Origin of the sequence: Aliiroseovarius sediminilitoris (assembly GCF_900109955.1) — a bacterium.
Taxonomy (GTDB): domain Bacteria; phylum Pseudomonadota; class Alphaproteobacteria; order Rhodobacterales; family Rhodobacteraceae; genus Aliiroseovarius; species Aliiroseovarius sediminilitoris.
Genome location: NZ_FOJB01000001.1, coordinates 724580 through 747818, shown reverse-complemented (window position 1 = coordinate 747818; position 23239 = coordinate 724580). Strand labels below are relative to the sequence as shown.

At 59.2% G+C, this 23239-nt stretch carries 17 protein-coding genes; 9 read left to right on the top strand and 8 right to left on the bottom strand.

Features of this window, described 5'->3' with window-relative positions:
* Positions 1-43: 43 nt before the first annotated feature.
* Positions 44-3565: a DNA polymerase III subunit alpha gene (dnaE, locus tag BMY55_RS03715; RefSeq protein WP_091428383.1), complete on the bottom strand. Its 3522-nt coding sequence runs from the start codon at positions 3563-3565 to the stop codon at positions 44-46.
* A 47-nt stretch (positions 3566-3612) separates the two neighbouring features.
* Complete coding sequence (locus tag BMY55_RS03710; protein ID WP_245744642.1) at positions 3613-3975, bottom strand: VOC family protein; 363 nt, start codon at positions 3973-3975, stop codon at positions 3613-3615.
* A gap of 236 nt (positions 3976-4211) precedes the next feature.
* On the opposite strand from BMY55_RS03710, the gene xdhA reads away from it, so the two are divergent.
* From xdhA to BMY55_RS03665, 9 genes are all read left to right on the top strand, one after another.
* Positions 4212-5582, top strand: coding sequence for a xanthine dehydrogenase small subunit (gene xdhA / locus BMY55_RS03705; protein WP_091428378.1), 1371 nt, complete (start codon positions 4212-4214; stop codon positions 5580-5582).
* Positions 5579-7855: a xanthine dehydrogenase molybdopterin binding subunit gene (xdhB, locus tag BMY55_RS03700; RefSeq protein WP_091428376.1), complete on the top strand. Its 2277-nt coding sequence runs from the start codon at positions 5579-5581 to the stop codon at positions 7853-7855. Before xdhA ends, xdhB begins: the two co-directional genes overlap by 4 nt.
* Positions 7852-8844, top strand: a complete 993-nt coding sequence (xdhC, locus tag BMY55_RS03695; RefSeq protein WP_091428374.1) for a xanthine dehydrogenase accessory protein XdhC — start codon at positions 7852-7854, stop codon at positions 8842-8844. The genes xdhB and xdhC overlap by 4 nt, the downstream gene beginning before the upstream one ends.
* A gap of 4 nt (positions 8845-8848) precedes the next feature.
* The gene (locus BMY55_RS03690) at positions 8849-10330 is read left to right on the top strand and encodes an ABC transporter ATP-binding protein (protein WP_091428372.1); all 1482 of its coding nucleotides are present in this window, start codon (positions 8849-8851) and stop codon (positions 10328-10330) included.
* Positions 10327-11412 (top strand): ABC transporter permease, encoded by a 1086-nt coding sequence (locus BMY55_RS03685; protein ID WP_091428370.1) that lies wholly within the window; start codon positions 10327-10329, stop codon positions 11410-11412. Before BMY55_RS03690 ends, BMY55_RS03685 begins: the two co-directional genes overlap by 4 nt.
* Before the next feature lie 11 nt (positions 11413-11423).
* Positions 11424-12347 carry an ABC transporter permease gene (locus tag BMY55_RS03680; protein WP_091428368.1) on the top strand — a complete coding sequence of 308 codons (924 nt, stop codon included), beginning with the start codon at positions 11424-11426 and terminating at the stop codon, positions 12345-12347.
* 9 nt (positions 12348-12356) lie between these two features.
* Positions 12357-13145 carry an ion transporter gene (locus BMY55_RS03675; protein WP_091428365.1) on the top strand — a complete coding sequence of 263 codons (789 nt, stop codon included), beginning with the start codon at positions 12357-12359 and terminating at the stop codon, positions 13143-13145.
* 1 nt (position 13146) lies between these two features.
* The gene (locus BMY55_RS03670; protein ID WP_091428363.1) at positions 13147-14226 is read left to right on the top strand and encodes a BMP family ABC transporter substrate-binding protein; all 1080 of its coding nucleotides are present in this window, start codon (positions 13147-13149) and stop codon (positions 14224-14226) included.
* A gap of 146 nt (positions 14227-14372) precedes the next feature.
* A complete protein-coding gene (locus tag BMY55_RS03665; protein WP_091428361.1) occupies positions 14373-15446 on the top strand; it encodes an NAD(P)/FAD-dependent oxidoreductase in 1074 nt (357 codons plus the stop codon).
* Here the strand turns inward: BMY55_RS03665 and BMY55_RS03660 are convergent, their stop codons facing one another.
* The 6 genes from BMY55_RS03660 to oppB form a co-directional block, all read right to left on the bottom strand.
* Positions 15447-16370 (bottom strand): histone deacetylase family protein, encoded by a 924-nt coding sequence (locus BMY55_RS03660; protein WP_091428359.1) that lies wholly within the window; start codon positions 16368-16370, stop codon positions 15447-15449.
* Between the two features lie 25 nt (positions 16371-16395).
* Complete coding sequence (locus tag BMY55_RS03655; RefSeq protein WP_091431992.1) at positions 16396-19077, bottom strand: bifunctional acetate--CoA ligase family protein/GNAT family N-acetyltransferase; 2682 nt, start codon at positions 19075-19077, stop codon at positions 16396-16398.
* A 317-nt stretch (positions 19078-19394) separates the two neighbouring features.
* On the bottom strand, positions 19395-20381 hold the full coding sequence (locus BMY55_RS03650) for an oligopeptide/dipeptide ABC transporter ATP-binding protein (protein ID WP_091428357.1): 987 nt from the start codon (positions 20379-20381) through the stop codon (positions 19395-19397).
* Positions 20378-21352 (bottom strand): oligopeptide/dipeptide ABC transporter ATP-binding protein, encoded by a 975-nt coding sequence (locus tag BMY55_RS03645; protein ID WP_091428355.1) that lies wholly within the window; start codon positions 21350-21352, stop codon positions 20378-20380. The genes BMY55_RS03650 and BMY55_RS03645 overlap by 4 nt, the downstream gene beginning before the upstream one ends.
* Before the next feature lie 11 nt (positions 21353-21363).
* On the bottom strand, positions 21364-22269 hold the full coding sequence (locus BMY55_RS03640; protein WP_091428352.1) for an ABC transporter permease subunit: 906 nt from the start codon (positions 22267-22269) through the stop codon (positions 21364-21366).
* A gap of 11 nt (positions 22270-22280) precedes the next feature.
* Positions 22281-23222, bottom strand: a complete 942-nt coding sequence (gene oppB, locus BMY55_RS03635; protein ID WP_091428350.1) for an oligopeptide ABC transporter permease OppB — start codon at positions 23220-23222, stop codon at positions 22281-22283.
* Positions 23223-23239 lie beyond the last annotated feature (17 nt).

Sequence of the window (23239 nt, the reverse complement as noted above, 5' to 3'; positions counted from 1 at the left end):
TCACCTAATCGCGCGGGGACAAACGCGCATCGCGGCAAGGATCCTAAACCTCTTCCACGTCAATCACGCCGGTTAGTGATTTCAGCGCGCCCTTTATCTGCGGATTCAGCGGGAAGGATTGGCCCAGTGTCATCTCGACCTCGCCCGGCAGGGACGGGTCCATCAGGCAGACCGAAACCTCTCCGGGTCGAACATTCCGCGTCTTCTCAGCCGCAGCTTTCAATAGGTTGGCAACCTGTGTCAGCGTGTCCGGCTGGTCAAGATAGAGCTTCAGCGCCATTCCGCCAGCGTCAGCAATCACCGCGTCCAACGGCGCGACAGACCGACCGCGCGGATCGAACTGACCTTCCTCGAACCGGCCTTCAAGCTGCATCACCACCTGCATCGTTTCATCAAAGACCTTCCGGCAGGCTTCAAAATCATCGGCAAACAGCAGAATACCCGACACCTGTTCGGTAGGGTCGTCGATGTTCAGGCGGAAGAACTGGTTGCCGCGGGCGGATTTGCGGGCCTGCAAACCGCTGACATTGACGGCCACCTTGCCAACGGCGGCGCCAGACCGTTCGGCCTTGTCACGCAGCTCTTTCAGCGTCATGATGCCCTTGCGTTTCAACGCGGGCAGATAGTCATCCAGCGGATGGCCGGACAGATAGAAGCCGATTGCCTTGTGTTCTTCGGCAAGACGCTCATTCGGCAGCCAATCCCCAACCGGAGACAGACGCGGTTCGGGCAGGTCGTCGCCCGCCTCGCCAAACAGGGACACCTGGTTTGACGCGCGCTGTTCGTGGATCGCCGCCGAATAGCTGACCAGCGCATCAAGGCTGTCGAACACGCGGCGACGGTTCGGGTCCAACTGATCGAAGGCACCGGCACGAGCCAGCATTTCCATCGGCCGTTTGCCGACCCTTTTCAGGTCAACGCGGCGGGCGAAATCAAAAAGCGTGGCGAAGGGCTTGTCGACCCCGTCCACCTTGCGGCCTTCGACGACCAGCTTCATCGCCTCGATACCCACGTTCTTCAACGCCCCCAGCCCATAGACCACGCGCGCACCGTCGACACTGAATGTCTCAAGCGAGCGATTGACGCAGGGCGGCACGATCTCGATCTCCATCCCCCGGCGGACTTCGTGGGCATAGACGGACAGCTTGTCGGTCAGGTGGATATCGCAGTTCATCACACCAGCCATGAACTCGACCGGGTGGTTCGCTTTCAGCCATGCGGTTTGATAGCTGACCACGGCATAGGCAGCAGCGTGGGATTTATTGAAGCCGTAGTTGGCGAATTTTTCCAGAAGGTCGAACACCTCGGACGCTTTCTTGGCATCCACACCGTTTTCCGCCGCCCCTTTTTCGAATTTCGGGCGTTCGGCGTCCATCGCCTCTTTGATCTTTTTACCCATGGCGCGGCGCAGAAGGTCGGCGCCGCCAAGGGAATACCCCGCCATGACCTGCGCGATCTGCATCACCTGTTCCTGATAAACGATAATACCCTGCGTTTCCTCAAGGATATGGTCGATCAGGGGGTGGACGCTTTCGATTTCGCGCAGCCCGTTTTTGACCTCGCAATAGGTGGGAATGTTCTCCATCGGGCCGGGGCGATACAGCGCAACCAGCGCCACGATATCTTCGATACAGGTCGGCTTCATGCGGCGAAGCGCGTCCATCATGCCGCTGGATTCCACCTGGAACACCGCGACCGTCTTGGCGGCAGCGTAAAGTTTGTAGGTCGCTTCATCGTCCAGCGGGATGGTGTTGATTTCGTTCTCGGTCCCTTCAGGCGGGTCATAAAGCGTGTCACCATTCGCGCTGATATGGATGTCACGCCCCTGCCCGCGGATCAGGTCCACGGCATTCTGGATGACGGTCAGTGTTTTCAGCCCCAGAAAGTCGAACTTGACCAGCCCCGCCTGTTCAACCCATTTCATGTTGAACTGGGTCGCGGGCATGTCGGATTTGGGATCCTGATACAGTGGCACCAGCGCGTCCAGCGGCCTGTCCCCAATCACCACACCCGCGGCGTGTGTCGAAGCATTTCGCAACAGCCCTTCCACCTGCTGGCCATAGGTCAGCAACCGGTCAACAACCTCTTCGGCGCGGGCTTCTTCGCGCAGGCGCGGCTCTTCCGCCAGTGCCTTTTCGATCGAGACAGGCTTCACCCCTTCGACAGGGATCAGTTTGGACAGGCGATCCACCTGCCCGTAAGGCATCTGCAACACCCGCCCCACATCGCGCACGGCGGCCTTGGACAGAAGCGCGCCGAAGGTGATGATTTGCCCCACCTTGTCGCGGCCGTATTTCTCTTGCACATACCGGATCACCTCTTCCCGACGATCCATGCAGAAGTCGATGTCGAAGTCGGGCATCGACACACGCTCGGGGTTCAGGAACCGTTCGAACAACAGTGAATAGCGCAGGGGGTCAAGGTCGGTGATGGTCAGTGCATAGGCAACCAGACTGCCAGCCCCCGAACCGCGGCCCGGACCGACGGGGATCTCGTGATCCTTGGCCCATTTGATGAAATCGGCCACGATCAGGAAATAGCCGGGGAAACCCATGCCCTCGATGATGTCCAACTCGAAATCCAGACGTTTCTGGTAATCCTCGATGCTGACCGCGTGGGGGATCACGGCCAGTCGACCCTGCAACCCTTCATTGGCCTGACGGCGCAGTTCCTCGACCTCGTCATCGGCAAACTTGGGCAGGATCGGGTCGCGGCGATAGGCCATGAAGGCACAGCGGCGGGCTATTTCCACGGTGTTGTCAATCGCCTCGGGCAGATCGGCAAACAGCGTGATCATCTCTTCGGGGCTTTTGAAGTAGTGCTGAGGCGTCAGACGACGGCGGCCTTCCTGCTGGTCAACATAAGCGCCTTCTTTAATGCAAATCAGGGCGTCATGTGCCTCGTAAAGCTTCTGCTTGGGGAAATAGGCGTCGTTGGTCGCAACAAGCGGAATGCCCATCGCATATGCCATTTCGACAAAGCCCTGCTCGGTCGCGCGCTCGGCCTGTGTCGTCTGCCCACCCTCGCCGGGATGGCGCTGCAACTCGACATAAAGGCGGTCGCCGTAACATGCATGAAACCGCCGCATCAGCGCCTCGGCTTTCGGACGTTGCCCATCCTGCAACAACCGACCCACCGGCCCTTCCGATCCGCCCGTCAAACAGATCAACCCCTCGGAATATCGTTCCAGTTCATCAAGCTGAACCTGCGGCAGCTCTGCGCCCTTGTCGATATAGAGGCAGGAATTGAGCTTCATCAGGTTTTCATACCCACGCTCATTCTGCGCCAACAAAACGAGCGGCGCGGCAGGGCGGGGTTTTTCGCCGGGGGCGGGCGTGTCGAACGCCACATCGACCTGGCACCCCATGATCGGCTGAACACCATCGCCAGCGGCCGTCACCGAAAACTCAAGCGCAGAGAACATGTTGTTGGTATCTGTGACGGCGACCGCAGGCATCCCCGCAGCAGCACACAGGCCCGGCAGCGTCTTGACCGGAATGGCCCCTTCCAACAGGGAGTATTCGGTGTGCACACGCAGGTGAATGAATCGGGGATGCTTCGTCATGCCGTCAAACTAGACGAGCACCCGGCACGGGGGAAGCACAGAAACGATCAATCCTCGGAGCGCAGGAACTCGATGCGATTTCCGAATGGGTCGGCGGTATAAAATCGCCTGAAACCGCTGAGCTTTTCATCCCAGCGCACAGGAAACTCCGCTGCTTCAAGCGTTCGTGCCAATGCGTTCAGATCATCACACAGAAAAGCGGGATGAGCCTTCTTTGCGGGTGTGAACAGCTCTTCAACACCAAGATGGACACGTACATCGCCGTGGCGAAACCAAACCCCGCCACGTTTGGCTAGGATGTCAGGCTTTGGCTCAACCTTTAGGCCCAGAAGATCAGCATAAAATCGGACTGCGCGGTCTTCCTGCCCTTTCGGCATGGCCAGTTGAACGTGGTGCAACTGAGTAATCACGGCGCCTCGCCTATTTGCTGTATACCTTTGCATACTGCAATCCATTCACTCGGGCAACCCTTCGGGACTGGACGTGCCTCAAAGGCGATGTCGCACCCACAAGCAAGGAATTTCTTGCCAGAGCGCCGATTCTCGGCTTTGCTTGATCAACACCAATAAACCCCGCCTGTTTTCTACGCCGCATCGAAGACTGGCAAACCGGGGCAACAACAGGGTAACGCGGCGGGACGAATCTCATGGATATCGCCTTTCTTCTGAACGGAGAGAGTGTGACCCTGCATGATGCAGACCCAACGCGGTCTGCACTGGATTGGCTGCGCGATACTCAAGGACTGACCGGGACAAAGGAAGGTTGCAACGAAGGCGATTGCGGCGCGTGCACGATCATTGTCGCAGACGCTCATGGCGCAAAAGCAGTTAACGCCTGCATCCTGTTTCTTGGCCAATTGAACGGAAAATCTCTGACCACCGTCGAAGGGCTGGCAGAAGGCGACCAACTTCACCCGGTGCAGGACGCGATGATCGACCGGCACGGGTCGCAATGCGGTTTTTGTACCCCCGGCATCACCATGTCGCTGGCTGCGGCACATTTGAACGGCGATCAGAACCATGACGATGTTCTGGCGGGCAACCTGTGCCGTTGCACGGGTTACGCCCCGATTATTCGCGCCGCCGAAGATGCAGCGCGTGAAGCGGTGCCCGAAGGGTTTAACCCCCGCGCAGGCACGTTGCCGGATACAGCTCACCACAAGGATCCTGCCCGACCCGAAACTTCAGACGAACTTGCACATGCGCTGATGACCTCGCCCCACGCAACCTTGATTGCAGGGGCGACGGATGTCGGGCTTTGGGCCACCAAAGCACTGCGGGACCTGAACCCGGTGATCTTCCTGAATGGCGTCAAAGATCTGAAAGACATTCACATTGGCGACGACAATATCCGTATTGGTGCGGGCGTCACGCTGGAAGACCTGCGCAGGGCCGTTGCCACGCACCATCCCCACTTTGCCGAGATGTTGCGCCGCTTCGCTTCGATCCAAGTGCGTAACGTTGCGACCGTTGGCGGCAATATCGCGAACGGGTCCCCCATCGGTGACACGCCGCCGGCCCTGATTGCCCTTGACGCCACATTGCACCTGCGGCGCGGGTCCGAGACGCGGGCGATCCCGCTGGAAAGTTTCTTTATCGACTATGGCAAACAAGATCGCCGCCGCGGTGAGTTTGTTGAGGCTGTTTCTTTCAAGCGCCAGCCAGATCGGTTGCGGGTCTATAAGCTGTCCAAACGGTTCGATCAGGACATCTCGGCCGTTTTGGGGGCGTTTAACATTACGGTACAGGACGGCACTGTCACGCAGGCGCGCATTGCGTTCGGCGGCATGGCTGGGATTCCCAAGCGCGCGTCCCATGTCGAAGCAGCCCTGATGGACAAGCCGTGGACCGAAGAGAGCATCCGCACCGCGCTCCCGCTGTTCAAGAAAGACTTCACACCAATGTCCGACATGCGGGCGTCGGCCAGATACCGGATGAAGACCGCGCAGAATCTACTGATACGCTACTGGCATGAAGATCAGGGGCTGACCACATCCGTGCTTGAGGTGCAGCCATGAGCGTCGGTCGCCCTCTTCCCCATGACGCGGCCCGTCTACACGTGACCGGCGAGGCTCGGTATGTCGATGACCTCCCGACGCCAGCCAACTGCCTGCATCTGGCATTTGGCCTCAGCGATACAGCTCGCGGCGTGATCACTCACGCCGATTTGTCAAGAGTGCGCCAGTCGCCCGGTGTGGTGGAGGTGCTGACCGCGATCGACCTGCCCCACGCGAATGATGTGTCGCCTTCTGTCCATGACGAACCCCTGCTGGCGAAGGGTGAAGTATTTTATCACGGTCAGCCGATTTTCATAGTGGTGGCAACCTCGCATCTTGCCGCCCGCAAAGCCGCCCGGAACGCCAAGATCACCATTGACCCGCGCCCTGCGGTTCTGACCATAGATGAGGCCATTTCGGCGGACAGCCGGTTTGAAGGCGGCCCGGTGAACTGGTCGCGCGGGGAAGCGGCTGACGCCATCCAATCCGCCCCGCACACACTCACCGGATCGTTCGAGATGGGCGGGCAAGAGCACTTCTACCTGGAAGGTCAGGCCGCATTGGTGATACCGCAAGAAGCCGGCGACATGCTGGTGCATAGTTCGACCCAGCACCCGACGGAGATTCAGCACAAGGTGGCCGAGGCGCTGGGCGTTCCGATGCACGGCATCCGGGTTGAAACCCGCCGGATGGGTGGCGGCTTTGGCGGCAAGGAAAGTCAGGGCAACGCGCTGGCCGTGGCCTGTGCCGTGGCTGCTTGGCGCACCGGGCGGCCGTGCAAGATGCGTTATGACCGCGATGATGACATGGTGATCACCGGCAAACGCCACGATTTCCGCATTACCTATCGCGCGGGCGTTGATGACGAAGGTCGCATTCTGGGGTTAGAGGTCACGCAGCTTGCCCGCTGCGGCTGGTCACAAGACTTGTCGCTGCCGGTGGCCGACCGCGCGATGCTACATGCAGATAACGCGTATCACCTGCCCGCAGTGCGGATCGAAAGCCATCGGCTCAAGACCAACACGACGTCGGCCACAGCCTTTCGCGGCTTCGGCGGGCCGCAAGGCGTTTTGGGGATCGAACGCATTCTGGATCACATCGCTGCCACGCGGGCGTTAGATCCGATTCAGGTACGGCGTGCCAATTTCTATCGCGACGGGCAAACTACGCATTACGGCCAGACCATCGAGGGCTTTCACGTCCCGGCTATGACCGACGCCTTGTTGGAGCGGGCCGACTATACAGCGCGACGGGCAGGTGTGGACGCATTCAACGCAGACAATCCGATTCTGAAAAAGGGTCTCGCCTATTCCCCCGTCAAATTCGGAATCAGCTTCACCCTGACCCATCTGAACCAGGCAGGTGCGCTGGTCCATGTCTATGCGGATGGGTCGGTTCGCATGAACCATGGCGGCACCGAGATGGGACAAGGGCTGTTTCAGAAGGTGGCGCAGGTGGCCGCAAGCTGCCTTGGCGTGCCGATCGACGCAGTCAAGATCACCGCGACCGACACCGCCAAGGTGCCCAACACGTCCGCCACGGCGGCGTCCTCCGGGTCGGATTTGAACGGAATGGCCGTGCAGGCGGCATGTCTGACCATACGCAATCGTATGTCTGAACATATGGCGGGGCTTTGGGGGTGTGACGCGGAAGGCATCTCGTACGAGGATGGTGCCCTGCATGGCCCCGACGGGCAAACCATCAGCTTTGCCAGAGCTGCCGCCTCAGCCTATGAGGCGCGTGTCAGCCTGTCGGCGACGGGCTTTTACAAGACCCCCGGCATCAATTGGGATCGGATGAAAGGGCAAGGCCGCCCGTTCTTGTATTTCGCCCACGGCGTCGCGTTGACCGAAGTGGTCATAGACACGCTGACCGGTGAAAACCGCATTCTGCGCACCGATATCCTGCATGACGCGGGCAGCAGTCTGAACCCAGCCTTGGACATTGGACAGATCGAAGGCGGTTATGTGCAAGGGGCGGGTTGGCTGACCACCGAGGAGTTGGTCTGGGACGGCAAGGGGCGGCTTCGCACCCACGCCCCATCGACCTATAAAATACCTGCCTGCTCAGATCGACCCCGCATCTTCAATGTCGATTTGTGGGATCAGCCAAATCACGAGGATACGGTGTTCCGTTCCAAAGCGGTAGGAGAGCCGCCCTTGATGCTGGGTATCTCCGCGTGGCTTGCGCTGGCGGATGCGGTGTCGGCGTGTGGCGATGGCTATCACGACCTGAACGCCCCGGCCACGGCCGAGGAAATTCTGAACGCCATCGAACGGGTGCGCCCCGGATGAGCTTTGATCTGATCCAACTGGCCGATGCGATCGCGCGACACGGCCCGGTCGCCCGCGTGGTTGTCGCAGCCACAGCCGGTTCAACCCCGCGCGAGGTCGGAGCATCCATGTTGGTCTGGCAGGGCGGGCAAAGCGGCACAATCGGGGGCGGAGAATTGGAATATCGCGCCACCGAAGCCGCGCGGGAATTGTTGGTTGGTGGCGGAAGCCGCACCCTGATACGCGTGCCGCTGGGACCGGATCTGGGTCAATGCTGCGGTGGGGCCGTCACGCTGCTGACCGAGCGTTTTGCAGAGGATGATCTGACTGGACCGGAAAGGGACGGGATCGTGGCGCGGGCGGTGATGGCCGTCGACACAACACCCTTGGCCGTAAAGCGTGTTCTGGATAAGGCGCGGGCCAAGGGGCTGCGCCCTGCCCCACAACTTCTGCATGGGTGGATGATCGAGCCCCTGACCCGGCCCACCACACCCATCTGGATTTATGGCGCCGGGCATGTCGGGCGGGCGCTGGTCAATGTTCTGTCGCCGGTGCACGATCTGGCGATCACATGGGTCGATACAGGCACAGACAGGTTTCCGGACGCCATTGCAGAGCGTGTGACCGCCCTGCCAGCACCCCATCCCGCTGTTGCCGCACGGCTGGCCCCGCATGACGCGCATCATCTGGTGCTGACCTATAGCCACAGCCTGGATCTGGACCTATGCCATGCGATCCTGTCTCGCCCGTTCGCCGGTGCCGGACTGATCGGCTCTGCAACCAAATGGGCGCGGTTTCGAAAGCGATTGGCCGCGCTTGGCCACAGCGTCGCACAGATCAACAGAATTCAATGCCCGATCGGTGATCCGGGCCTTGGTAAAACCCCGCAAGCCATTGCGATCGGGGTTGCCTCCGCGCTACTTAAAGGCGTGGCAAACAAAGAAAAAATCAACAGGGGAATGCCAGGTGACAGGAGATACGCGCCACGAAAACGCGCTATTGACACTTGAGGGGATGACGAAAGCCTATCCGGGTGTTGTGGCCAACGATCAGGTCTCATTTTCGATCCTGCCGGGCGAAGTTCATGCCCTGCTGGGGGAAAACGGGGCGGGCAAGTCGACGCTTGTGAAGATGATCTATGGCCTCGTCAAACCTGACGCGGGGCAAATGACGCTTCGCGGTGAAGGTTTCGCGCCGATCAATCCGGCGGCGGCGCGCAATTCCGGGGTGACGATGGTGTTTCAGCATTTCAGCCTGTTCAACGCGCTATCAGTTGCCGAAAACATATCGCTGGGGATGGACAACCCACCCGACCGGCGGGCGCTGTCTGCGCGCATACGCGAGGTCAGTCAGGCCTACGGCTTGCCGCTTGATCCGGGGCGCATCGTGGGGGAACTGTCTGCCGGGGAACGTCAGCGGGTCGAGATCATTCGCTGCCTTTTGCAAGACCCAAAGCTTTTGATTATGGATGAACCAACCTCGGTTCTGACCCCGCAAGAGGTTGATGTTCTATTCAGAACCCTGCGAAAACTGACCGCAGAAGGCACAGCGATCCTGTATATTTCGCACAAGCTGGAAGAGATCCGTTCGCTTTGCGAACATGCCACCGTTCTGCGGTTGGGCAAAGTGGTCGATACCTGCGACCCGCGCGAGAAGTCGGCGCGGCAACTGGCGGAAATGATGGTGGGTGACACGCTGCATGTGCCGTTCCGCGAGGCGGCAAAACCCGGCCCGGTGGCGTTGTCCTTGTCCGACGTGTCGATGAAATCCCCGACCGAGTTTGGTACGAACCTGCGCAACATCTCGCTTGAGGTGCACAAGGGCGAGGTATTGGGCGTCGGCGGTGTGGCGGGCAACGGGCAGGACGAATTGCTGGCCGTCTTGTCTGGAGAAGGACGTGCCCAAAGCGGGACAATATCGTTGGCGGGTGAAGAAATTGGAAATTTGCACCCCAATGCCCGCCGCGCTCGTGGTCTGCTGACGGCACCCGAGGAGCGTCTTGGACATTCGGCGGCGCCTGATATGAGCTTGACCGAAAACGCCCTTCTGACAGGCGCTGTGCGTGAAAAGCTCGTCAAACGCGGTTTTCTGCGCTGGGGCAAGGCCGAAACCTTTGCTCGCAAGGTCATCAAGGAATTTGACGTGCGCACCCCAGGGCCGGACAACGCCGCCGGTTCGCTGTCTGGCGGCAATTTGCAGAAATTCGTCATCGGGCGCGAGGTGCTGCAACGGCCGGAGGTGCTGGTGGTGAATCAACCGACCTGGGGGGTGGATGCCTCGGCCGCGGCGGCGATCCGGCAATCTCTTCTGGACCTTGCCCATCATGGCGCGGCAGTGATCGTGATCAGTCAGGATCTGGATGAGTTGATGGAAATCGCAGACCGTTTCACCGCGTTGAACGAGGGTCGTCTGGCCGATCCGGTGGCAACCCAAGATCTGGATGTTGAAACCATCGGCCTGATGATGGGCGGCGGCGAGCAGGAGAGCGCGGCATGATACATCTGGAAAAACGTCCTCAGCCGTCAAAAATCTGGGCAGGGTTCACTCCGATCCTTGCGGTCGTCGCTACGATGATCGCGGGTGGCATAATGTTCTGGATGCTCGGAAAGCCCCCATTGGAAGCCATCCGCACAATCTTCTGGGACCCGCTGTTTCACGAAACTTTCGGACCCTATTCACGCCCACAACTTCTGGTCAAAGCCGCTCCGCTGATCCTGATCGCCATCGGTCTAAGCCTTGGGTTTCGCGCGGGCATCTGGAACATCGGGGCGGAAGGCCAATACATCATGGGGGCCATCTGCGGCGCAGGTGTCGGGCTGGTCTTTTATCCATCTGAAAGCGTTCTGATTTTCCCGGCCATGGTGCTGGCGGGAGCAATCGGCGGCTGGGCCTGGGCCATGATACCAGGTCTGTTGAAAGTCAAATTTGGTACCAACGAAATTCTCGTCAGCCTGATGCTGGCCTATGTCGCCGAGAACCTTTTGGCTTCGGTCAGTCAGGGACTTTTGAAGAACCCCGAGGGCATGGGGTTCCCCGGATCACGCAATTTTCGTGATTTTCCTGCCGCCTATAACACCGAACTGATCAGCGGCACCGGCATGCACTGGGGTGTGGCCGCGGCCTTTATTGCCGTCATCTTCACCTATGTTTTGCTGACCCGGCATATGCTGGGCTTTCATGTGCGTCTGACAGGCGAAGCGCCGCGGGCGGCGCGGTTTGCTGGGGTCAATCCGACCCGTCTGATCCTGTTTTGTCTGGGCACATCAGGGGCGTTGGCCGGGCTTGCCGGGCTGTTCGAGGTCTCGGGCCCCTCAGGGCAAATCACCATCGACTTCAACTCTGGCTATGGGTTCACCGCGATCATCGTGGCCTTCCTTGGCCGTCTTCACCCCATTGGCATCCTGCTGGCCGCGCTTTTGATGGCCCTGACCTATATCGGCGGAGAACTGGCGCAACTGATGCTGGGTTTGCCAGGGGCCGCCATTCAGATGTTTCAGGGGATGCTGATGTTCTTCCTTCTGGCGATGGATGTGCTGTCCCATTACCGTATCCGCTTTAACAAAACCGCCACGGTGTAAGGAGAAAACCGATGGATCTTGGTCAAATCAATCCACTCCTACTGCTGGCGTCCCTGATGGTCGCGGCCACACCGATCCTTTTGGCGGCCATTGGCGAAGCGGTGGTCGAAAAGTCTGGCGTCCTGAACCTTGGGGTCGAAGGTATGATGATCACCGGTGCCGTGGTCGGCTTCGCCATTGGCGTCAACACAGGTAGCCCCACCGTGGGCTTTGTCGCTGCCGCTGCTGCCGGAGCCGCACTGTCGATGTTATTCGGCGTCCTGGTGCTTTACCTGATGTCCAATCAAGTCGCCACGGGGCTGGGGCTAACCTTGTTCGGACTTGGCCTGTCATCGCTGATCGGCAAGCCCTACGAAGGAATGAAAGCGCCCAGCATGGCCAAGTGGGACATCCCGTTGCTGGGCGATCTTCCAGTGCTTGGACCGATCCTGTTTCGACATGATCCCATGGTCTATGTCAGCCTGATCATCGTGGCCGCCACGTGGTATGTGCTGACGCGAACCCGCGCGGGCTTGATCCTGCGCGGTGTCGGCGAAAACCACGACGCAGCCCACGCGCTTGGCTACAAGGTCATTCGTGTGCGGCTGATGGCCATCGCCTTCGGTGGCGCGTGTGCCGGACTGGGCGGAGCATATGTCAGCCTTGTCAGGGTTCCGCAATGGGTCGAAGGCATGACAGCGGGCGCGGGCTGGATTGCCCTTGCCATCGTTGTGTTCGCCAGCTGGCGGCCATGGCGCGTGCTGCTTGGGGCATATCTATTCGGTGGCATCACGGTGCTTCAACTTAATCTACAAGCCGCCGGTGCCGCGATCCCTGTCGAGATCCTGGCGATGAGCCCCTATGTCGTGACAATTCTCGTGCTTGTGGTTATCTCTTTGCGTGGCCAACATGGCGCGCCCGGATCACTTGGGCGCATCTTCCACGCAACGCACTAGGTTTCCCAGATGATCAATCCCGATATTCACGAGATCCTTGATGGGCACAAGCCCTTGGGCGGCGTGAATGTTGGCCGTGTCATGGACGTCCTGATCGTCGCCTCAGCGATCGCCATCGCGCTTGAAACCATGCCACAACTGCCGGGATATTTGCGAAACTTCCTGCTCAGTTTCGAAATTTTCCTGTTGGTCATCTTTTCGATCGAATATCTGGTGCGTCTGACCACTGCCCCGCGTCCGCTGCGCTATGCGTTCAGCTTCTGGGGCATCATCGACCTTCTTAGCATCGCGCCTGCGATCGCGCTTCTGACCCCGCAATGGCTGGTGGTCCGTACGTTCCGCCTGTTGCGGCTGGTGCGGTTGCTGAAGCTGTTTCGTGGGTCACACGCGATGGAACGTCTTGTGGTCGCCTTCCGGCAGGTCCGGGGTGAACTTTTGGTCTTCGGCGTGATCGCCGGCCTGATGCTCTATGTCTCGGCGGTCGGCATCTATATATTCGAACACGACGCCCAGCCCGAGGTCTTTGCCTCGATCCCTGACAGCCTGTGGTGGGCGGTCGCCAGTTTCACGACTGTGGGCTATGGTGATATGTTCCCGATCACGCCCGGCGGCAAGATTTTCACCACCATCGTGCTTTTCATCGGCCTTGGGGTTATTGCCGTCCCATCGGCCATCGTGACCGCCGCACTTTTGGAAAGCGAAACCAACATTCAACGACGCATTCGCGAGGCTGCCGAGAGCACCGATGACCGCGAAAACGAAAAACCGAAATCTGCTCAATCCATCAAGGGAGAATGATATGCGTGCAGTAAAATCACTATTGGCCGGGGTGGCCTTGGCCGCAAGTTTGGCCGGGGTGGCCCAGGCTCAGGACAAGACCAAGGTCGGCTTTATCTTCGTCGGCCCCGTCGGCGACGGCGGCTGGACCTATGAACACAATCAGGGCCGCTTGGCCGTGGAAGAAGAGTTCGGCGACCAGGTCGAAACGATCTATCAGGAAAGCGTCCCGGAAGGCGCGGACGCCGAACGCGCGATCACGCAAATGGCGCTGTCTGGCGCGGACCTGATCTTCACCACTTCGTTTGGCTACATGGACGCAACCATTGCGGTGGCGGAGAAGTTCCCGGACGTCAAATTCGAACACGCAACCGGCTATAAAACCGCGCCAAACGTGTCGGTCTACTCGGCCCGCTTTTATGAAGGTCGCGCAGTTCAGGGTCACATCGCGGGCAAGATGACCAAGTCGAACATCGTCGGCTACATTGCCTCGTTCCCGATCCCGGAAGTGATCCGGGGTATCAACTCGGCCTATATTCACGCCAAAAAGGTAAACCCTGACGTCCAGTTCAAGATCATCTGGGCCTACACATGGTTTGATCCGGCCAAAGAAGCAGACGCCGCCAAAGCTCTGATCGAACAGGGTGCTGACGTCATCCTGCAACATACGGATTCGACCGCGCCGCAAGCCGCAGCGCAAGAAGCCGGGAACATCATCACCTTCGGTCAGGCATCTGACATGGCAGACTATGCGCCGATGCCGCGCGTCTCGTCGATCATCGACAACTGGGGCCCGTATTACATCGAGCGGACCAAGGCAGTCATGGACGGCACCTGGGAAAGCGCTTCGACCTGGGCCGGGATCGGCGCAGGCATGGTCGGCATTGGCGAGATCACGGACGCTGTTCCTGCCGACGTGAAAGCGGAAGCCGAAGCCCTGCGCGACGCGCTGGCATCAGGCGAATACCACGCCTTCACCGGCCCGCTGAACAAGCAAGACGGCTCGCCTTGGCTGGCCGAAGGCGAGACAGCAGATGACGGCACCCTTGCTGGCATGAACTTCTATGTCGAAGGTATCGAAGGCGAAATCCCCTCCAGTTGATCCGAGGAGATTTCAAACCATCAGACCTCGCCTGCGGGCGGGGTCTTTTCTATTTGGGTTGCCCCGGCCGCACACCCGGCAAAGGCTTTCGCTTTGGCTCGCATCATGCCAGTGTCGCGGCAAACGATGTTTCACGGGAGCAATAGATGCAGGATTTCATCGTCATTGGCGGCGGCATCGCTGGCGTGTCGGCTGGCGCGCGACTGTCCCATATTGGCCGCGTTACGCTGTTAGAGGCAGAGGCTGCCCTTGCCTATCACGCCTCGGGCCGGTCTGCGGCGATGTTCGAAGAAAGCTATGGCGCGCCCAGCGTGATTGAACTGAACCGCGCATCGCGTCGGTATCATGAAACCGAAAACGGCGGGGTGCTTAGCCCACGTGGTCTGATGATCGTTGCGAAACAAGGGCAAGAAGCCGCTCTGGCGCATGATCTGACCTCTATGATGATAGAGCGTATCTCGGTCGAGGAGGCCTGTGCGTTGGTGCCGATCCTGAAAGCCAGGACCATGGTTGGCGCGGGGTATCACGCGGACGCATGGGACATCGACACCGACCTCTTGATCCAGAACTTCGCCCGCGAGATTCGCGCGAACGGTGAGGTCATCACCGGGGCGCGCGTCCAGCACATCACCCGCTTGGCAACCGGATGGGAGGTCACGACCCCGAAAGGCACTTTCGCCGCCAGAACGCTGGTCAACGCAGCGGGGGCCTGGGCTGATCAGATTGCCGCGGTGGCTGGGATTGCGCCGCTTGGCATCCAGCCCTTTCGCCGGTCGATGGCCCGCATTCCGGCACCGGAGGACTGCGACGTGTCGCGTTGGCCGATGTTCATGGGCGCGGGCGAAAGTTGGTATGCCAAACCCGATGCTGGCGCCCTGATCGTATCCCCTGCTGATGCCGACCCCGTCGACCCGCACGACGCGTGGGCAGACGATATGGTCTTGGCCGAGGGTCTGGCCCGCTACGAAGAACTGGTGACGGAACCCGTCACACGGATGATATCGAATTGGGCGGGTTTGCGCAGTTTCGCACCCGACCGCAATCTGGTCATCGGTCCTTCACCGCGAGACGCGAACTTTCTGTGGTTCGCCGGGCAAGGCGGATACGGGTTTCAGACCAGCCCCGCCGCGTCGCAGTTGTTGGCCGATATTGTTGCAGGTTCCCCATCCGAACTGGGACAGGATACGGTTGCATCACTCAGCCCGGCGCGGTTCGCCTGATCAGCCCAACAACACGTTCAGATGCTTCACCACGGACCGGCCCAGAACGTCCGGTTCGTATCCGCCTTCCAGCATTGAAACGATCCGTCCTTCGGCAAACTCGTCAGCGACGGCCTTCAATTCACGCGTGACCCATTCATAGTCGGCATCGGTCAACTGCACGCTGGACATGTCATCCGCGATATGGGCGTCGAAACCAGCCGAGATAAATACAAACTCGGGTTTGAAATCCCTGAGGTGCGGCAGCCAATGGGCGCTGACAGCCTCGCGAAATTCCGCGCTACCGGCACCCGCTGACAGGGGAATGTCGACGAGGTTGTCGGTTTCCTTTTCGTGCCCCGTGAAGGGATAGAACGGGTGCTGAAAGCTGGAACAGAACAGGACACGTTCTTCCGTTTTGAATATCTCTTCGGTTCCATTTCCGTGATGCACATCGAAATCAACGATCGCAACGCGTTTTAGCCCGTGCGCCTCAATCGCGTGAGCGGCAGCCACCGCGATATTGTTGAACAGACAAAACCCCATCGCCTTGTCGCGTTCAGCGTGGTGGCCGGGCGGACGGATCATGCAAAACACCGGGTTGGCCTCGCTCGACATCACCAGATCAACCCCCAGCACGCCCGCACCGGCGGCGCGTTCCGCGGCACGCAACGTCCCCGGGCTCATTACCGTGTCGCCATCGACTTCAACGCTTTGCATCCCCTGCCCCGGCGCCAGCGCATAGACACGGTCCAGATACTCGCAGTCATGCACCCGCTCCAACTGCGCCCGCTCGACCAGTGGCGCATCGCGATGTCGCACAACGTAATCCATACCGGACATGATCAACTGGTTGTTGATCGCATCCAGCCGCGCCTTGCTTTCTGGATGCAGGGGGCCAGCATCGTGTTCTCGGCACTCTGGGTGCGATATGATTGACAGCATTCGGTCTCCTCTCCTGAACCTCGATCTAAAGCTCGCGTTCGACGATCACCACATCATGGTCATCCGGGTCCGGGCGTTGCGTGAACCCCAGATCTTTCATCAAACGCAGCATCGGGGTGTTCTTGCGCAGAACCGTGCCTTCGATGACATGAAGCCCATGATCCTGCGCGGCCTTGAACAAACCTTTCATCAGCTTCGTGCCCAGCCCCTGACTTTGGATGCGGTCCGACACAACGACGGCAAATTCACAGCTTTTCCAATCCGGGTTGATCACATAACGCGCCACACCGACCTGAACCGACTGACCATCAATCTCGGCCATCGCAACAAGCGCCATTTCGCGGCGATAGTCGATCTGGGTGAACTGCGCCAACAACTCGGGGCTGAGTTCATTCACCGATCCCATGAACCGCATCATCTTTGCTTCATTCGACAGATCGCGCATGAATTGCTTTTCATGCTCGGCATCCTCTGGCCGGATCGGACGGATGGTCAGGGGGGTGCCATCACGCAGGAAAGTCTGCCGTGCAAGGTGGCGCGGATAGGGATGGATCGCCATGTGATCATAGCGACCATCATTGGACGGCGGGCGCGCCACGGTAATGCGCGCATCCACTGCCAAGACGCCATCCGGCCCGGCAAACAGCGGGTTGATGTCCAGTTCAATGATCTCGGGCAATTCGCTGACGATGATCGAAATCCGCTTGAGCACATCCACCAGCGCCGCCCTGTCGACCGGGTCATAGTCACGGAAACTTTCCAGCGCCTTTGATACGCGTGTGCGATTTATAAGGCGTTCCGACAAGACCGAATTCAGCGGCGGCAGGGCAACCGCGCTGTCTTTCATCACCTCAACCATCGTGCCGCCAGCCCCGAACAAGATTGTTGGACCAAACACCGGATCACGACTGGCCCCGATCACTAGCTCGCGGGCTTGGCGCAGATGCGACATCGCCTCGACCGTGACGCCCGAGATTTTCGCATCAGGCATCGCGCTCTTTACGCTGCCAATGATTTCGTGAAACGCGCGCGTTACGGACGCGGCATGGGCCACGTTTATCTTCACGCCGCCCACATCGGTCTTGTGCGAAACATCGGGCGACGAGATTTTCATCGCGACGGGAAAGCGAACCGTTTCTGCCGCGATCAGCGCCTCGTTGGCGGTCTTGGCTTCAAAGGTCAGGTTCACCGGGATGTTGAATGCGCTGAGCAGCGCCTTGCTTTCGGTATCCGACAAAATGCTTCGCCCAGCGGCCAGCGCGTTGGCAATGATCATCCGCGCGCCATCCAGATCAAGTCCCTGTTCAAAAGCCCGCGCACGGGGAACTTCCAGTGACAGCTTTCGGTTGCGGTGATGTTGGGCGAGGTATGAGAAGCCTTCAACAGCCCGTTCGGGCGTCTCAAACACGGAAACTCCGGCTTCGGACAGCAATATGCGTCCTTCCGCAACCACATCTTCCCCCATCCAACAAGCAAGAACGGGCTTACTGTTGCGCTTCGGCAAGGCATCTTTCACGGCTTGCGCGGCAACCGTGGCGTCGGTCATGGCTTGCGGCGTCAACAGCACCAGAACGCCGTCAACTTCGGCGTCGGCAATCGCGGCCTTGACCGCCGCGCCATAGGCATCAGGGGTCGCATCGCCCAGAATGTCGACGGGGTTCGCATGGCTCCAGAACGCGGGCAGTATCTTGTCCAGAGCCTTACGCGTCGGTTCTGACAAAGGCGGAAGGCTTATGCCCAAATCTCCTGCACGGTCTGCGGCCAGCACACCTGCACCGCCGCCATTGGTTATGATGCACAACCGGTCTCCGGAAGTTTTCTTGGTATTCGCCAAAAGCTCGGCGGCGGCGAACAATTGCCCCAACGTGTTGACCCGCACCGCACCGACGCGCTCCAGCGCTGCGTCGAACACCTCGTCCGAGCCGATCAATGCGCCGGTATGGGTGTGTGCTGCCCTCGCGCTGACGGCATGGCGGCCCGATTTCAAAACGATCACGGGTTTCAAGCGTGCCGCCCGGCGCATCGCCGACATGAAATTCGGCGCATCTTTCACGCCTTCTATATACAGCAGGATCGCATCGGTTTTCGGATCGTTCACCAGATAATCCAGAGTGTCGCCGATATCGACATCCAGCGAACTGCCCAAAGACACCATCGCCGAAAATCCCGAATGGTGCGGTCCGGCCCAATCCGCAATGGCCGAGATCAAGGCCCCGGATTGCGACACCATCGCAAGGCGACCCTTGGGGGCTTGCGACTTTAGAAACGTTGCATTCAACCCAAGCCACGGCCGCACCAGACCAACGCAGTTCGGCCCAAGGACCCGGATGCCGCCTTTGCGAGCTTCGTGCATGACTTGCGATTCATAGGCTCGGCCCTTCTGATCGCCATCACTGAACCCCGCCGACAGGATAATCGCCGCTTTCACACCTGTCGCCGCACAATCGCGCATGATGCCAGGAACCGTGCGTGCGGGGGTCGCTATGACGGCCAGATCAACCTCTTTCGATATGGCCGCTATGTTGCGGTAACATTCAGTTTCACCAATTTTTTTGTACTTGGGATTGATCGGATAAATCGCTCCGTCAAAACCACCAGAGATCAGGTTGGCATAGGCCAACCCACCGACGGAACTGCCGGACGGGCTGGCCCCGAACACGGCCACAGACCGTGGGTCGAAAAGAGGGCTGAGTGGGCTTTTGTCCATGCTGTTTGGTCCTTCACGCATAACTCTCCCGACAGGTCGGGCCGACAACTCCTCCTGCCGCGTTTCTGCACCTGCGAAGACGGCCTGTCTTTGATGTGGCTCAAGACTTTCAAGCAGGGTCACTTACATGTCCGAACCTTTTCAGGACCGGTCAAACCGACCAGTTGTCGCCGGAACAGGCCAGCTACCGGTTACACTGACGGTATCGTCGGCCTGAGACGGTCATCGCCAAGCTGTATGAGATCAACCTCCCGACACAAGCGGATCATCAAATCCCGGCGTTTGTCGGGGTATCCGGATGGTGTGCTCGGATCTTGTCAGATGACGTGGCAGGCGACCTGCTGCCCATTGCCCCGGTCCGTCAGCGGCGGCTTGATCTCCGCACAGACAGGTTTCGCCAGCGGACAGCGGGTGCGAAACACACAGCCTGAAGGCGGGTTCAGTGGCGACGGCAGATCCGCATCCAGAATAAGCACCTCTTTATCAGCGTAAGCCTTCGGGTCCGGTATCGGAACCGCCGAAATCAGCGCCTGCGTATAGGGATGGCCGGGCGCTCGATACAACTGCTCGGCCTCGCTGATTTCAACGACATTGCCAAGATAAAGCACCATCACGCGGGTTGATATGTGCTTCACGACAGACAGATCATGCGCGATGAAAATCAGGCTTAACCCCATATCTTCCTGAATTTCCATCAGCAGATTGATCACTTGCGCCTGAATGGACACATCCAGCGCCGAAACGGGTTCATCGCAGATGATCAACTGCGGCTTCAGGATCAGCGCGCGGGCGATCCCGATCCGCTGACATTGCCCACCCGAGAACTCGTGCGGGTAACGGTTGATCATGTTGGGCAGGATACCCACGCGATCCAACACCTCGCGCACGCGAGCCTTCACCTCGGATTTCGAAACACTCGGATAGTGGGTCTTGAGCGGTTCAGCCACGATCTGGCCGATGGTCATGCGCGGGTTCAGCGATGCCAGTGGATCCTGAAAGATCATCTGCATCTCTTTGCGGTGCGCACGCATACCTTGCTTGTTGAGGGATAGCAGGTCGTCACCCAGCCAAAGAACCGTGCCGGCCTCGGCCGGAACCATCCGCATGATGGCGCGCGCCAATGTGGACTTGCCACAGCCACTTTCACCAACGATCCCAAGGGTTTCCCCCGGCATCAGATCGAAATCGACACCATCCACGGCTTTCAGCTTGTCCGGCGCTGTCCAAGGCATCGCGCCTTTGGCTTTGATGTCGAACCAGACTTTCAGGTCGCGGACAGACAGCAGAGGCGATTGGGCGTTCATACAAGCTCCTCCAGGGGTCTAAGACAGGCGCGTCGGCGCACTTTGCGACCAGCAACGCCGTCCAGTGTCGGACGGATCGTGGCGCATTTTTCAATGGCAAACTCGCAGCGCGGCGAGAACGGGCAGCCCGCAGGCATGTTCATCATGTTGGGCGGACTGCCCGGAATGGTTGCCAGACGCTCGCTTTCGATATCCAGACGCGGCACAGCTTTCAACAGCCCCATCGTGTAGGGATGGGTCGGCATTTCGAACAGCCCCACGGTGGTGCCATATTCCATCTGCTGTCCGCCATACATGACCAGCGTTTCCCTGCACGATCCTGCGACCACACCCAGGTCGTGGGTGATCAGGATAATGGACATCCCGAATTCAGATTGCAGGTCTTCAAGCAGTTTCATGATCTGCGCCTGCACGGTCACGTCCAACGCCGTCGTCGGTTCGTCCGCTATCAGAATGTCGGGCTTGCACAGAAGCGACATCGCGATCATCACCCGCTGACGCATCCCGCCCGAAAACTCGTGCGGATACATATTGACCCGCTTTTTCGCTTCGGGGATGCGCACGGCATCGAGCATGTCGACGGACTGGCGCACAGCCTCGGATTTCGAGATGCCTTTGTGGTGGGTCAACACCTCGGCCATCTGATCGGACACCCGCATGAACGGGTTCAGGCAGGTCATCGGATCCTGAAAGATCATCGCGATTTTCTCGGCCCTGATCTTGTTCAGCTTACCGGTCGGGATGTTCAGAATTTCTTCGCCCGCCAGCCTCACGGAACCGGTGGCCTGACCATTGCGCGCCAACAGGCCCATGATGGCAAAGACGGTCTGACTTTTGCCGGACCCGCTTTCCCCGACCACACCCAGTGTTTCGCCCGCCGTCAGGTCGAAACTGATCCCGTCCACGGCGGTTACGGTGCCGTCAGGGGTGTCGAAATGGACGCTCAGATCGCGTACCTCAAGAAGTGCCATATCGCTAGCCCCTACCGGTCTTTCGGGTCCAGCGCATCGCGCAGGCCGTCACCAAAGAAAAAGAAAGCAAACAGTGAGATCAGGAAGAAGAACAGCGGGAAGCCCAGCATCCAAAGGGTGCCATAGCGCATCTGACCTGCCCCTTCGTTGATAAGCGCCCCCCAGCTGGTCAGGGGTTCCTGCACGCCCAGCCCAAGGAACGAGATGAAGCTTTCGAACATGATCATCGACGGCACCAGAAGCGTCGCATAGACGATGACCACGCCCAGCAGGTTCGGCACGATATGGCGGATGATGATCTTGGGGGTGGACACACCCGTGGCGATCGCAGCCTCGACAAATTCCTTGTTCTTGATGGAAAGCGTTTGCCCCCGCGCAATCCGCGCCATGTCCAGCCACGAGATCAACCCGATGCCAACGAACAGCATGAAGATCGACCGTCCAAACACCACCAACAGCAGGATCAGCACAAACATATAGGGGATCGCCATCAGGATATCGACGATCCGCATCATGATATTGTCCAGACGCCCGCCAATAAAGCCCGCCGTCGCGCCGTAAAGCGTGCCGACAACGACCGAGATCAGCGCGCCGACGATACCGATCATCAACGAAATCTGCGTGCCCTGCACCACGCGCGCAAACAGGTCACGGCCCAGCGGGTCCAGTCCGAAATAGTGTTTCGTCTCGAACGACGGGCCACCAAGGGTGCGCACATCGCCCATCAGGTTCCAGTCAATCTCTTCATTTGACCAAGGGGTCAACATCCCGCCAAACAGCGCAAACAGCGAGACAAGGACAAGGATGATTAGCGATACGACCGCTGCCTTGTTGCGAAAGAACCGCGCCCGCGCGTCTTGCCAAAGCGAACGGCCCTTGATGACTTCGGCGGTTTCAACGTTTGTTACATGTGCCATGCGTCCGTCCCCTAGTACCGAATCCGTGGATCGATCCATGCGTAGAGCACGTCAACGACCAAGTTGAACAGGATCGTCAGCATGCCGACAAGGATCGTAATCCCCATGATCACGGAATAGTCGCGGTTCAGCGCGGCCTGCACGAAATCTTTACCGATCCCACCGGTGGACAGAAACATATCAACAACCACCGACCCGGTGATCATGCCAACAAAAGCCGGTCCAAGATACGAAATCACGGGGATCAGCGCCGGTTTCAGCGTGTGACGCAGGATGATCGTCCGATCCGGCAATCCCTTGGCCCGCGCCGTTCGAATAAAGTTGGAGTTCATCACCTCCAGCATTGAAGATCGCGTAAGTCGTGCAATCGACGCAAGGTAAGAGGTCGCGAGCGCAATGACCGGCATCACAAGGTAGGAGGTATAGGAATTCGGGTCGTTCGGCCCGCCCCACCAGCCGCCACCGGGCAACCAGCCCAGCCAGAGCGTGAAGACGAGCACGAGAATGGGCGCCATGATGAAATTGGGCAGGGCCTGCGCTCCGATCGAGAACCCGACCGCCAGATAGTCGATCCAGGTGTTCTGCTTCAACGCAGCCACAATACCCAGAGCACCCCCAACCAAAACGGCAAAAACAAAGGTCCAGAACCCGTAGGTCAACGTAACCGGAAACCCGTCGGCAATGATCTGGTTCACCGTTCTGTCCTGATAGACAAAGCTGGGTCCGAAATCGAAATGGAACAGGATGTTTTTCAGATAGGTGCCGATCTGCACGAGAAACGGATCATCCAGCCCATATTTGGCGTTGATGTTCTCTAACACCACTGGTGGTAATGCGCGTTCTTTTGTGAACGGACCACCCGGCGCTGCGCGCATCAAGACGAACGAGAAAACGATCAGGATCAGGATGACTGGAACGGCCATCGCAATACGACGAAGAACAAAACCCAGCATTTGGAAGCCCCGCTTTT